Below are 13,391 nucleotides of genomic sequence, written 5' to 3'. Positions count from 1 at the left end.
GTCCGGTGTGGGAGGGGGGCAAGCCCCTCCCACAGGTTCAGTGTTTGCCCGGCATGTCGATGCCCAACTGGTTGACGCGTCGGTAGAGTGTCGCTCTGGAAATCCCCAATGCCTGCGCCGTCGGTAATGGCTTCCAGCGATGCCGAATCAACGCATCCAGCACCACCTGGCGCTCCGGGCTGACAGGGGCTTGCACATCGGCCTCGGCCCGCTCGCCGCGCACTTCCACGGGTAAATCCGCCAGCTGGATCGTACCGCCCTCGCACACCGCACAGGCATACGCCAGTACATGGCGCAGTTGCCGCACATTGCCCGGCCAGGCATAGCCCAGCAGCAACTCCAGCGCGGCCGGGGCGATGCCCACCGAGATGCCACCGCCGCGGGCTTCCTGGGTCACCAGCCGGTTGATCAAGGCCAGCTTGTCACTGCGTTCGCGCAGGGGCGGCAGGCAGAAGCGCGCACAACCCAGGCGAAAGTACAGGTCCTCGCGAAACCGCCCCTCGCTCACCAGCGCGGCCAGGTCACGGTGGCTGGCGCAGATCACTTGGATATTCACTGCGCGGGTTTTCGCGGCGCCCAGCGGGGCCACTTCACCTTCGGCCATGACCCGCAGCAAGCGGGTCTGCAGGGCCAGCGGCATGTCGCCAATTTCATCGAGAAACAGCGTGCCGCCATCGGCCTGCACCAGTAACCCCGGCATGCCTTTGCTGGAGGCGCCGGTAAAGGCACCGGCCACGTAGCCGAACAGCTCGCTTTCGATGAGGTTTTCCGGGATCGCCGCGCAGTTCACTGCCACGAACGGTCCCTCGCGGCGCGCACTGCGCTCATGCAACTGGCGGGCGAAAACCTCCTTGCCCGCACCGGTTTCACCTTGCACCAGCACCGGCAGGTTACGGTCCTTCACGCGCACAGCCAGGCGCAGGTGTTCTTCCACGCGCGGGTCGACCTGGGTGTTTGCAACCACCCGCGCCGGTTTGCGTCGGGGTGGGTTGACCCGCACATGTAACGCGCCAGGTTCGCCGAGCCAGTTCAACTGCTGGGTCGATTGATCGGTGACGGCGTGCAAGGCGTCCAGGTCGAAAACCTCGCCGATATGCTCCGGCACTTGGCCAAAGCGCAGCCGCAGTGCCTGACGCGCTTTGCTGTTGAGGGCATGCAGGCGGCCGTCCTGGTCCCAGGCCAGCAACAGGTCGGGCTGGCTGTCGACATACCCTGGCGTGCTGTGGGCCTGGAGCACCCAGTGCTGGCGGGCGCTGTGCATGAAGAAGGCGTTCTCGATGGCCTGGGCGCTCTGCGCCACCATCTGCCGCACCAGGTGCTGGCTGCGCCGGTCATCCGGGGACTTGAGCGCCGAGGCGTCCATCACCCCCAGCAGGTTGCCCTGGGGGTCGAAGATCGGCGCGGCGGAGCAGGTCAGGCTGATAAAGGCTGCACGGAAGTGATCGCGCTTGTGCACCGTGACCGCCGCCTTGCTGGTGAGGACGGTGGCCACGCCACACGTGCCTTCCTCGGCTTCCGACCAGCAGGTGCCCAGGTACAGGCCGGCCTTGCGGCAATCGCTGCGAATGGCCGTGTCCACGCGGTGGTCGATGGTCTGGCCCTGGGCGTCGGTGAGCATCACACAGTAGTCGGCCTGGCGCACACGGTGGTGCAGCTGACCGACGGCCTCGCTGGCGATGCGCATGAACAGCTCGGCGCGCTCGCGGCATTCCTTGAGGCGTGGTTCGCTGAGGATGCGCGGGCCTTGCAGTGAGCCAGGGTCGAGGTGGTGTTGTTCCATGGAGCGCCGCCACGAATCGAAAATGAGTGACGGCACTGGCGCCTGGGGCAGGCGATCGGCATTGCGCACCACGCGACTGACGCAGTCGACATGGTCCTTGGAGTTCGCGGCGAGCATAAGGCCTCCGGTTCTCGATCTTTGTTGTTATGCCCGCCATTAAGCGCGCATGTGCGCAGAGGGACAAGGGCGGCCTGACCAACTGCCCGGCGTGAGACGCAGCGTCTCATTCGGGCTGAGACACCGCGGGCAGGTTGCAATGGCCCGTCTCATTTTGCGGCTCGGGGGTGTCGCCGCACAACCGCGGGGCACTGCTCTGGATCAAGGCTTTGCGCGGTTTTTTCGCGCCTTGGCACAGGCTGTGCTGAGCAGGTTGCAGCTGGCCGCTGCCAGCCTTTTGTGTGTCGAGACAACCTGGAGAACAACAAGATGTCCACTCACCTGTCCACCGATCAATTGCTGCATGCCTACACCGTGATGCGCACCATCCGTGATTTCGAAGAACGCCTGCATGTGGAATTCGCCACCGGCGAGATCCCCGGTTTCGTGCACCTGTATGCCGGCCAGGAAGCCAGCGCAGCGGGAGTGATGGCGCACCTCAACGATGAAGATTGCATCGCCTCCAACCACCGTGGCCACGGCCATTGCATCGCCAAGGGCGTGGATGTGTTCGGCATGATGGCCGAGATCTACGGCAAGAAAACCGGCGTGTGCGGCGGCAAGGGCGGCTCCATGCACATCGCCGACCAGGAGAAAGGCATGCTCGGCGCCAACGGCATTGTCGGTGCCGGTGCGCCGTTGGCGGCCGGTGCGGCGCTGGCCTCCAAGCTCAAGGGCAGCCAGGGTGTGGCCGTGGCGTTTTTCGGCGACGGCGGCTCCAACGAGGGGGCGGTGTTCGAAGCCATGAACCTGGCCTCGATCATGAAGCTGCCGTGCCTGTTCGTCGCGGAAAACAACGGCTATGCCGAAGCCACCGGTTCAGGCTGGTCGGTGGCGTGCAAGGACATTGCCGAGCGCGCCGTGGGCTTTGGCATGCCGGGGGTGATTGTCGATGGCAATGATTTCTTCGCCGTGCACGCAGCCCTTGGCGTGGCCGTGGAGCGCGCACGCAATGGCCAGGGGCCGACCCTGGTGGAGGTCAAGCTGAGCCGTTTCTACGGCCATTTCGAAGGCGATGCGCAAACCTATCGCGGCCCGGATGAAGTCAAGAACCTGCGCGAATCCCACGATTGCCTGGCGCTGTTTCGTCAACGCTGCAACGCCGAAGGCTGGCTCGATGCGGCGCAATTCGAGCGCATCGACGCAGAGGTCGCACAACTGATCGAAGACGCCGTGCGCCTGGCCAAGTCCGATCCCAAGCCCCAGGCCGCCGACCTGCTCAGCGATGTCTACGTGGCTTACCGCTAATCGCCACCCACTACAAAAACAATTCGTGGAGAGACCGTCATGGCTCGCAAAATCAGTTATCAGCAAGCTATCAACGAAGCCCTGGCCCAGGAAATGCGCCGGGACCAGAGTGTGTTCATCATCGGCCAGGACGTCTCCGGCGGCACCGGTTCCCCCGGCGAGCAGGATGCCTGGGGGGGCGTGCTCGGCGTGACCAAGGGCCTGTACCCGCAGTTTCCCGACCGCGTACTCGATGCGCCATTGTCCGAAGTCGGCTACGTCGGCATGGCGGTCGGCGCGGCGACCCGCGGCATGCGCCCGGTGTGCGAATTGATGTTCGTCGACTTTATCGGCTGCTGCCTCGACCAGTTGCTCAACCAGGCCGCCAAGTTTCGCTATATGTTCGGTGGCAAGACCACCACGCCGCTGGTGGTGCGCGCCATGTACGGCGCCGGCCTGCGCGCCGCGGCCCAGCATTCGCAGATGCTCACCTCGATGTGGACGCACATCCCCGGCCTCAAGGTGGTGTGCCCGGCCACGCCGTATGATGCCAAGGGCATGCTGATCCAGGCGATCCGCGACAACGACCCGGTGATCTTCCTCGAGCACAAAATGCTCTACAGCCTGCAGGGCGAGGTGCCGGAAGAGCTGTACACCGTACCTTTTGGCGAAGCCAACTTTGTACGCGAAGGCAATGACGTCACCCTGGTGACCTACGGGCGCATGCTGCATATCGCCCTGGAAGCCGCGGCCAACCTGGCGCGCCAGGGTATCGACTGCGAAGTCTTGGACCTGCGCACCACCAGCCCGCTGGACGAAGACAGCATCCTCGAAAGCGTGGAGAAAACCGGGCGCCTGGTGGTGATCGACGAATCCAACCCACGTTGCTCCATCGCCACCGATATCAGCGCCTTGGTTGCACAGCGCGGGTTTTCGTTCCTGCGCGCGCCCATCGAAATGGTCACCGCGCCACACACACCGGTGCCGTTCTCCGATGCGCTGGAAGACCTGTACATCCCCAATGCCGCGAAGATCGAGGCGGCTGTGCTGAAGATCGCCGACAAGAGGACTGCCGCATGATCCATACCTTGACCATGCCCAAGTGGGGGTTGTCGATGACCGAGGGCCGCATTGATGTGTGGCTGAAACAACCCGGCGACTCGGTGGAGAAGGGGGAGGAAGTGCTGGATGTGGAGACCGACAAGATTTCCAGCAGTGTCGAGGCGCCGTTCAGCGGGGTGCTGCGCCGGGTGCTGGCGCTGAGCGACGAGACCTTGCCGGTGGGGGCGTTGCTCGGGATCGTGGTGGAGGGCGAGGCCACGGAAGCCGAGATTGACGCGGTGATCGAAGGCTTCCAGGCCGGGTTCGTGTCCAGTGCGGCCGAGGCGGAAGCCTCGGGGCCCCGCGCGCAGAAAGTCGAGGTGGGCGGGCGCCTGCTGCGCTACCTCGACCTCGGCGAGGGCGGCACGCCGCTGGTGCTGGTGCATGGCTTTGGCGGCGACTTGAACAACTGGCTGTTCAATCACCCGGCCCTGGCCGCCGAGCGGCGGGTGATCGCCCTGGACCTGCCGGGGCACGGCGAGTCGGGCAAGGCCCTGCAAAATGGCGACGCCGACGAGTTGAGCCAGGCGCTGCTGGCGTTGCTCGATCACCTTGAACTCGACCGCGTGCACCTGGCCGGGCACTCCATGGGTGGGTTGGTCAGCCTGACAGTGGCGCGGCAAGCGCCGGCGCGGGTCGCCTCGCTGACCCTGATTGCCAGCGCCGGGCTGGGTGAAGCGATCAACGGGGACTACCTGCAAGGGTTTACCGAGGCCAACAACCGCAACGCGCTCAAGCCGCAGTTGGTGCAACTGTTCAGCGACCCGGCACTGGTCACGCGGCAGATGCTGGAGGACATGCTCAAGTTCAAGCGCCTCGAAGGCGTGGACCAGGCATTACGCCAACTCAATGCCCAGCTGTTCGATGGCGGGCGGCAGCGCCTGGATCTGCGCAACGTGGTGGGGCAGCAGCCGAGCCTGGTGATCTGGGGCGATGACGATGCAATCATCCCGGCCAGCCATGCCCAGGGGCTGGAGGCCCAGGTGGAGATATTGCCGGGGCAGGGGCATATGGTGCAGTTGGAGGCGGCGGAGCGGGTGAACCAGTTGATGGCAGCCTTCCTCAACTCCCAAGCCTGATAGCGAACCCAATGTGGGAGGCCTCACGACAGCGCTATCGCGCAGCAAACTGACCCCCCTGTGGCGAGCGGGCTTGTTGTGGCGAGCGGGCTTGCCCTAATGCCGTTCAGTTAAGGTTTTTTTGTAGGAGCGAGCTTGCTCGCGAAGAACTCACAGACGCCGCGTTCATTCAGGAAACACGCGTTATCGTTGACGTTTTTCGCGAGCAAGCTCGCTCCTACAGAAGGCGATGTCCGCTTAACTGAACGGCATTAGGGCTTGCCCCGCGTTGGGCTGCGAAGCGGCCCCAATGAAGGACGAATGCGGTGTACCAGATATTCCGCAGAGACTGGTTTTGGGGCTGCTGCGCAGCCCAACGCGGGGCAAGCCCGCTCGCCACAACCAGCCCGCTCGCCACAAGGCTCTAGTTTGCTGTGCGACAGTGCTAAGTCGGGGATTTAGTGAGACCTCCCACATTGTCGAATGCATTTCAAAGTGAGCGCTTGAGGGTCTCGCTCGGCAGTTCCTTGAACAGCGCTCTATAGCTGTTAGAGAACCGCCCCAAATGCCAGAACGACCAGTTCATCGCCACTTCGGCCACGGTCGTTCCGCTACCGCTCAACAACTCCCGCCGCGCGCCGTTCAAGCGCCGCAAGCGCAACCACTGCGCCGGGCTCATCCCGGTGTAGGTCTTGAAGCCCTGCTGCAACTGGCGCAGCGGCACGCCGGCGATACGCGCCAGTTCCAGCAGGTTGACGCTTTCATCGGGTGCATCCGCTGCCCATTCGCCAATGCGTGCCATCAACTGGCGTTCTTGGCTGCGCCGCTGCAATGAACTGCGGTCCAGGCACACGCATGCGTTATCGAGAATGAACAGGCAATCGTCGAGCAACTGTTGGGTGAGGGTGTCGCGGCTGGCCGGGTCGATCGTGCTGGACAAGCGCGTCAGGGTTCCACTGAGCCAGCGACTGAACAATGCATTCTGTTGGCAGAGCAGCGGCGCCATGAACAGCCCTTCGAGTTTCGCCACATCCAGCCCATGGCGCTGCACGAACTGCGGGCCGAACACCACCGCCACTTCACGGTAGTTCTCCGGGGTGATCCACGTGTTGCGGCTTTCACCATTCAGCAGGTACAGCGCGTTGTCGCTGCCATCGAAACAGAACGCCAGGGACCCCGGCGGCGCATTGAAATGCTGCTCCACACGGGTGTTCATGCACTCTTCGTAGACCTCGACGCCTTGCAGGTCGAGGTAGCGGATACGGCCGGCGAAATGCCCCGGGGACATCTGCTGGTACTGCTGTACCCAGCCGGGTGTCGCACGGCATTGAGCGGCCACATCACCGGTGGTGAAGGCCTGTACGCGCAAGGCGGTTGCCTGTGTCATGGGGTGATCCGTACGCACTCTATTGGTGCGTTGTGGTTCGTGCAAAGTGGATAGATGCCGTTCGACGGCTGGCCCAAGATAGACCTCAATGCGCCAGGAGTACAAGCCGGCGCAGCACTCCACCCATGACGAGGTCCTTATGAACGCCCCCTTCGATCAGCTGTCCGCCTGGCTGAAAGAACACAAGATTACCGAGGTCGAATGCGTGATCAGTGATTTGACTGGCATTGCACGCGGCAAGATCGCACCCACCAACAAGTTCCTGCATGAGCGAGGCATGCGCCTGCCGGAAAGTGTGTTGCTGCAAACGGTAACCGGGGACTTTGTCGACGACGATATCTACTACGACCTGCTCGACCCGGCCGACATCGACATGGTCTGCCGCCCGGTGGCCAATGCCACCTATGTGGTGCCGTGGGCGATTGAACCCACCGCCATCGTGATCCACGACACCTTCGACAAACAGGGTAACCCCATCGAACTGTCGCCGCGCAATGTGCTCAAGAAGGTCCTGCAGCTCTATACCGAGCAAGGCTGGCAGCCGATTGTCGCGCCGGAAATGGAGTTCTACCTGACTCAGCGCTGCGAAGACCCGGACCTGCCGCTGAAAACCCCGGTGGGCCGTTCCGGCCGTGCCGAGACCGGTCGGCAGTCGTTTTCCATCGACGCGGCCAACGAGTTCGACCCGCTGTTCGAGGACGTCTATGACTGGTGCGAAGCCCAGGGCCTGGACCTCGATACGCTGATCCACGAAGACGGCCCGGCGCAGATGGAAATCAACTTCCGCCATGGCGACGCGTTGGACCTTGCTGACCAGATCACCGTGTTCAAGCGCACCCTGCGCGAGGCCGCGCTCAAGCACAATGTGGCCGCGACCTTCATGGCCAAGCCCGTGGCCGATGAGCCGGGCAGCGCCATGCACCTGCACCAGAGCGTGGTGGAGATCGCCACGGGCAAGCCGGTGTTTGTCGACGTCGACGGCAAGATGAGCCAACTGTTCCTGCATCACATTGGCGGGTTGCAGAAGTACATCCCCAAGCTGTTGCCGATGTTCGCGCCGAACGTGAACTCGTTCCGCCGCTTTTTGCCGGACACATCGGCACCGGTCAATGTGGAGTGGGGCGAAGAAAACCGCACGGTCGGCCTGCGCGTGCCCACCTCGAACCCCGACGCCATGCGCGTGGAAAACCGTCTGCCCGGCGCGGATGCCAACCCTTACCTTGCGATCGCCGCCAGCCTGCTGTGTGGCTACCTGGGCATGATCGAACGGATCGAACCCAGCGCCCCGGTGGAGGGCCGCGCCTACGAGCGGCGCAACCTGCGCCTGCCCATCACCCTCGAAGACGCCCTGGTGCGCATGGAGGAGTGCGCGACGGTCAAGCAGTACCTGGGCGACAAGTTCGTGCGTGGCTACGTCGCGGTCAAACGCGCCGAACATGAGAATTTCAAGCGGGTGATCAGTTCCTGGGAGCGTGAGTTCCTGTTGTTGAGCGTCTAAATAATCATAAAGGGGTGTCGATATGCGTCTCGTGAAAAAGCTTCTCCCGCTGGCCCTGGTGGCGGCGTTCAGCAGTGCCAGCCAGGCGGCGCCAACCGTCAGCGTCTACAACTGGACCGACTACATCGGCGAAACCACCCTGGCCGATTTCCAGGCCAAGACGGGGATCAAGGTGATCTACGACGTGTTCGACTCCAACGAAACCCTGGAGGGCAAGTTGCTGGCGGGGCGCACCGGGTATGACGTGGTGGTGCCGTCCAACCACTTCCTCGCGCGCCAGGTGAAGGCCGGTGCGTTCCTCAAGCTGGACCGTGCGCAGTTGCCCAACTTCAAGAACCTCGACCCCAAGCTGCTCAAGCTGCTGGAGAAAAACGACCCCGGCAACGCGCACTCGGTGCCGTACCTGTGGGGCACCAATGGCATCGGCTATAACGTCGACAAGGTCAAGCAGGTGCTGGGCATCGACCATATCGATTCGTGGGCGGTACTGTTCGAGCCGGAGAACCTCAAGAAGCTCAACCAGTGCGGCGTGGCCTTCCTTGATTCGGCGGACGAGCTGTTCCCGGCGATCCTCAATTACATGGGCAAGGACCCCCGCAGCGAGAATCCCAAGGACTACCAGGAAGCCGAGGCCAAGTTGCTGACGCTGCGCCCCTACATCACCTACTTCCATTCTTCCAAGTACATCTCGGACTTGGCCAACGGTGATATCTGCGTAGCCTTTGGTTATTCCGGCGACGTATTCCAGGCCGCCAACCGCGCCAAGGAAGCCAAGAACGGGGTGAACATTGCCTACTCGATTCCCAAGGAAGGCTCCAACCTGTGGTTTGACCTGCTGGCCATTCCGGCCGATGCGAGCAACCCGAAAGAAGCCCACGCGTTTATCAACTACCTGCTGGATCCCGAAGTGATTGCCAAGGTCAGTGCCTCGGTCGGCTATGCCAACGCCAACCCGGCGGCGAAGGCGTTCATGGACCCGGAACTGGTGAACAACCCTGAGGTGTATCCGTCCCAGGAAGTCCTCGACAAACTCTATATTTCCACCACGCCGACCCCGGCGACCATGCGCCTGATGACCCGCGCGTGGAGCAAAGTGAAGACCAATAAATGACGCAGTCCCGTGACCACGCCCGTTCCTATTACCGAGCCACGGCCAACGCGGTTGTCGAGCGCCCTTCACTGGGCGCCGACTTGACCGCCGACGTGTGTGTGATCGGCGGCGGGTTCACTGGCGTCAACACGGCCATCGAGCTGGCGCAGCGCGGGCTCTCGGTGATCCTGCTGGAGGCCCGACGCATCGGTTGGGGCGCCAGCGGGCGTAATGGCGGGCAGTTGATTCGCGGTATCGGCCATGACGTGGCGGGGTTTGCCAAGTACGTGGGCGAGGAGGGCGTGCGTTACCTGGAGCGTGCCGGGATCGATTCGGTGGCGTTGGTGGGTGAACGCATTATCGAGCACGGCATCGACTGCGACTTGCGCTGGGGCTTTTGTGAACTGGCCAATACCCCGGCGCAGTTTGCTGCGTTCAACGGCGAGCAGGAGCACCTGGCGGCATTGGGGTATGCCCATGAAACCCGCCTGGTGGGCCCTCTGGATATACAACAGGTGGTGGGTTCGACGGTCTATGCCGGTGGCCTGGTGGACATGGGGTCCGGGCATTTGCACCCACTCAATCTGGTGCTGGGTGAGGCGAAGGTCGCCGAGTCCCTCGGCGTGCAGATCTTTGAACACACCGAGGTGGTGGAACTGATCCACGGCGACACGGTTAAGGTGCGTTGCGCCGCCGGCACGGTGCGTGCTGCCAACCTGGTGCTGGCGTGCAATGCACATCTGGAAGAACTGGAGCCGCGCTTGAGTGGCAAGGTGCTGCCCGCTGGCAGCTACATCATCGCCACTGAGCCGTTGTCGCCGGCGCTGGCCCGTCAACTGATCCCACAGAACCTGGCGCTGTGCGACCAGAAAGTCGGCCTGGATTACTACCGGCTATCCGCAGATCGTCGCCTGTTGTTCGGTGGCGCTTGCCATTACTCCGGACGCGATCCGGTGGACATCGCGGCCTATATGCGGCCGAAAATGCTCAAGGTGTTCCCACAGCTGGCCACCACCGCCATCGAGTTCCAATGGGGCGGCAAGATCGGTATTACCGCCAACCGCTTCCCGCAGGTCGGGCGCTTGAAGCAGTACCCCAACGTGTTCTACGCCCAGGGGTATTCCGGGCATGGGCTGAACGTCACCCATTGGTGCGCGCGACTGCTGGCCGAAGGCATTCACGCCGGTACAAGCCCAGGCCTGGATATTTTCAGCCAGGTGCCCCACATGACCTTCCCCGGCGGCAAGGCATTGCGTTCGCCGCTGCTGGCACTGGGGATGTTGTGGTATCGGTTGAGGGAATTGATGCATTGACGTGCAGGGCGTGGCAGTCTGGGCGACGTTTTCCTATGACTTCTGGAGATTTACCGTGCCAAAAGCAGCCGCAGTAATTGAAATTCCGGTATCGGCCGATCAGGTCTGGCAGCTAGTGGGTGGCTTCAACAGCCTGCCGGACTGGCTGCCGCTGATCACCAAGAGCGAGCTCGGTGAAGGCGGCCGCCTACGTCACCTGCAAACCGCTGACGGCGGCGTGGTGGTCGAGCGTTTGCAGACTTTCGATAACGTGGCGCGCACCTACAGCTATACGATTGAACAGTCGCCATTTCCGGTGAGTGCGTACCTGTCGACGCTGCAGGTCGAGGCGCTGACGGAGTCGTCGGCCAAGGTGACCTGGTCGGGCGTGTTTACCCCGGCGGCGGGTACCACGGATGCCGCGGTGGAAGCGTTGTTTGCCGGGGTTTACAAAGGTGGGGTCGAGGCGTTGCGGGCGAATTTCCCTGGCTGATCCGCTCTATCAGAGGAGCGCTGTGGCGAGCGGGCTTGCCCCGCGTTGGGCTGCGAAGCAGCCCCCAATAAGGCCACCGCATTTCTTCTGGTAGAACCGGGAGACTGGTTTTAGGGCCGCTACGCGCCCCAACGCGGGGCAAGCCCGCTCGCCACAACAAGCCCGCTCACCACAACAGGTCCGCTAGCCACAACAAGCACGCTCGCCACAACAAGCCCCCTCGCCACAGGGAGGGGAATCTCCCACAGGCTCTCAGGCTTCGGGCATCAGCTGCTGGCGGCATTCAAGGACCAGGCGCGCACCGCCTTGCTCGCTGGTACCGACTTCCAACTTGAACCCATGCAAGTTGATGATCGCCGCGACAATCGACAAGCCCAGCCCGAAGCCTCCTCGCTGGTCGCCTTCGTCCACGCGATAGAAACGTTGGAACACCGCATCACGCTCCGCTGCCGGTATGCCTGGCCCGGAGTCGTGCACTTCGATGCGTGTGCTGCCGGCGTCATTGAGCCCGCGCAAAATCACTTCGCCACCCGGTGGGGAGAACTTGATCGAGTTGCTCAGCAAGTTGGACAGGGCCTCGAACAACAGGGCACGGTCGCCGGTGATCCACGGCAGGGACTCCGGAACATCCAGCCTGAGGTGCAATTCGCCTTCCTCGGCCAAGGGCAGGTAGAAGTCATGCAGTTCGCGTAACAGGGGCAGGGGGTCCATCACCAGGAAGCCGGAGCGGCGCTGGTGGTCTTCCAGTTCCGAGATGCGCAACAGCCCGCGAAAGCGCGCCATCAGGGTATCGGTCTCGGCAATCGCGTCGTCCAGTTTCACGGCGTAGCCCGAGTCTTTCTCTGCCTCCTGCCGGATACGGTAGAGCTGCGCCCGCAGGCGGGTCAGCGGGGTGCGCAGGTCGTGGGCGATGTTGTCGCACACGCCCTTGACCTCGTTCATCAGCTTCTCGATACGGTCGAGCATGGCGTTGACGATGGCGGCGAGCATATCGAGCTCGTCACGCCGATTCGACAGCGGCAAACGGTGGGTGAGGTCGCCGGCGACGATGGCTTCGGCGCTGGCCTGGATCCCGCGAATTCGCCGTAACGGGCGGCGGCGCAACAGGTGCCAGCCGGCCGCGCCGGGGATGATGGTCAGGGACAGCGCCCACAACAACGCATGCCAGATGATCCGGGTCACGCCGAACAGCGAACCGTTGGCGCGCACCAGCACCAGCCAGCGGCCGTCGTCGGTATGGGTCACCACGGCGTCGCAGCTGTCCTTGGGCAGTTTCGGGTCGTCAGAGTCAACGCAATTGACCAGGGCGTGGATCTTGCCGTCCCTCGGCAGGTCTGGCGGGATCGCGCGGATCGGTCCGCTCAACGGGCGAAATTGCTCGTCGAACAGGCCATAGGCGTCCACGCCCTTCATGTCGAAGGTCATGCTGGTGGTCAGGGCTTCGACCAGTTCTTCGCCATCGAAGCGTTGGAACAGATGCTGGCGCTGCATCAGCGAATGGCGCGACAGGTCGCCCAGGTAACCCGACACCTCGTAGTACAGCACCCCCATGAGGATGCAACTCCAGGCCACGAACAGCGAACTGTACAGCGCCAGCAAGCGGCTGCTGGAAGAACGCCAGCCCTTAGAGGGGTTCAGCAATGACATAACCGGAACCTCGTACCGTGCGGATCAGCGGCGTGAGGCCCGGTGGATCGATTTTCTTGCGCAGGCGACCGATGTGGACATCGATCAGGTTGGTGCCCGGGTCGAAGTGATAACCCCAGACTTCCTCGAAGATCATCATCCGCGACAGGATCTGCCCGGTGTTGCGCATCAGGAATTCCAGCAGTTTGTATTCGGTGGGCAGCAGGCTCAGGGGTTGCTCGGCGCGGCTGGCTTCACGGCTGATCAGGTTGAGTTCGAGGTCTGCCACCCGCAACGCGGTTTCAAATTCCTTGACCGTGCTTTTGCGTCGCAGCAGCACCTCGACGCGGGCGGCCATTTCGTCGGAGGCGAAGGGTTTGGTCAGGTAGTCGTCGCCACCGGCGCGCAGGCCGCGCACGCGTTCGTCCACATCGGAAAGCGCGCTGATCATCAGGATCGGTGTCGACACGCCGATGGTGCGCAGGGTGGTGACGATGGCCAGGCCATCGAGTTCCGGCAGCATACGGTCGAGGGTGATCAGATCGTAATCACCACTCACAGCGCGGACCAGGCCTTCACGGCCGTTGTCCACCCAATCTACGTCCAGTCCATGGCTACTCAGCTCGGCGACGATCTCGCGGGCCGTTACGGCGTCATCCTCGATAGTCAAAATGCGGGTCATA

Annotated in this window: 11 protein-coding genes; 7 read left to right on the top strand and 4 right to left on the bottom strand. The window is 63.0% G+C overall.

The features are described from left to right. Positions 1–37: 37 nt before the first annotated feature. The gene (locus QU606_RS22120; protein WP_277379528.1) at positions 38–1,897 is read right to left on the bottom strand and encodes a sigma-54-dependent Fis family transcriptional regulator; all 1,860 of its coding nucleotides are present in this window, start codon (positions 1,895–1,897) and stop codon (positions 38–40) included. A gap of 309 nt (positions 1,898–2,206) precedes the next feature. Here QU606_RS22120 and QU606_RS22115 point away from each other — a divergent pair, with 309 nt between their 5' ends. Genes QU606_RS22115 through QU606_RS22105 form a run of 3 tightly spaced genes read left to right on the top strand, consistent with a single transcriptional unit; the run spans position 2,207 to position 5,343 of the window. After that, entirely contained in the window at positions 2,207–3,184 is a 978-nt protein-coding gene (locus QU606_RS22115) for a thiamine pyrophosphate-dependent dehydrogenase E1 component subunit alpha (protein ID WP_024076038.1), read from the top strand. A gap of 39 nt (positions 3,185–3,223) precedes the next feature. After that, positions 3,224–4,243, top strand: a complete 1,020-nt coding sequence (locus tag QU606_RS22110) for an alpha-ketoacid dehydrogenase subunit beta (RefSeq protein ID WP_304997522.1) — start codon at positions 3,224–3,226, stop codon at positions 4,241–4,243. Beyond that, a complete protein-coding gene (locus QU606_RS22105) occupies positions 4,240–5,343 on the top strand; it encodes an acetoin dehydrogenase dihydrolipoyllysine-residue acetyltransferase subunit (protein WP_069075792.1) in 1,104 nt (367 codons plus the stop codon). Before QU606_RS22110 ends, QU606_RS22105 begins: the two co-directional genes overlap by 4 nt. 469 nt (positions 5,344–5,812) lie before the next feature. On the opposite strand, the gene QU606_RS22100 is transcribed toward QU606_RS22105, so the two are convergent. Further along, the gene (locus QU606_RS22100) at positions 5,813–6,709 is read right to left on the bottom strand and encodes a helix-turn-helix domain-containing protein (RefSeq protein ID WP_069075791.1); all 897 of its coding nucleotides are present in this window, start codon (positions 6,707–6,709) and stop codon (positions 5,813–5,815) included. Between the two features lie 139 nt (positions 6,710–6,848). Here QU606_RS22100 and QU606_RS22095 point away from each other — a divergent pair, with 139 nt between their 5' ends. The 4 genes from QU606_RS22095 to QU606_RS22080 are packed head-to-tail and all read left to right on the top strand — an operon-like array spanning position 6,849 to position 11,082. Beyond that, entirely contained in the window at positions 6,849–8,207 is a 1,359-nt protein-coding gene (locus QU606_RS22095) for a glutamine synthetase family protein (RefSeq protein ID WP_277379529.1), read from the top strand. 22 nt (positions 8,208–8,229) lie between these two features. Continuing rightward, entirely contained in the window at positions 8,230–9,318 is a 1,089-nt protein-coding gene (locus QU606_RS22090) for a polyamine ABC transporter substrate-binding protein (protein ID WP_024076033.1), read from the top strand. Further along, positions 9,315–10,610, top strand: a complete 1,296-nt coding sequence (locus tag QU606_RS22085) for an FAD-binding oxidoreductase (RefSeq protein ID WP_024076032.1) — start codon at positions 9,315–9,317, stop codon at positions 10,608–10,610. The genes QU606_RS22090 and QU606_RS22085 overlap by 4 nt, the downstream gene beginning before the upstream one ends. A gap of 55 nt (positions 10,611–10,665) precedes the next feature. Next, a complete protein-coding gene (locus tag QU606_RS22080) occupies positions 10,666–11,082 on the top strand; it encodes an SRPBCC family protein (protein WP_069075789.1) in 417 nt (138 codons plus the stop codon). Between the two features lie 252 nt (positions 11,083–11,334). Here QU606_RS22080 and QU606_RS22075 read toward each other — a convergent pair whose 3' ends face one another. Next, complete coding sequence (locus QU606_RS22075) at positions 11,335–12,729, bottom strand: HAMP domain-containing sensor histidine kinase (protein WP_069075812.1); 1,395 nt, start codon at positions 12,727–12,729, stop codon at positions 11,335–11,337. Beyond that, entirely contained in the window at positions 12,707–13,390 is a 684-nt protein-coding gene (locus QU606_RS22070; RefSeq protein ID WP_003219726.1) for a response regulator transcription factor, read from the bottom strand. Before QU606_RS22070 ends, QU606_RS22075 begins: the two co-directional genes overlap by 23 nt. Position 13,391 lies beyond the last annotated feature (1 nt).

Source organism: Pseudomonas sp. OVF7, assembly GCF_030644265.1.
Taxonomy (GTDB): domain Bacteria; phylum Pseudomonadota; class Gammaproteobacteria; order Pseudomonadales; family Pseudomonadaceae; genus Aquipseudomonas; species Aquipseudomonas gorinensis.
Note: the sequence above shows the minus strand (reverse complement) of the source record. Positions and strands in the feature narration are given on the sequence as shown.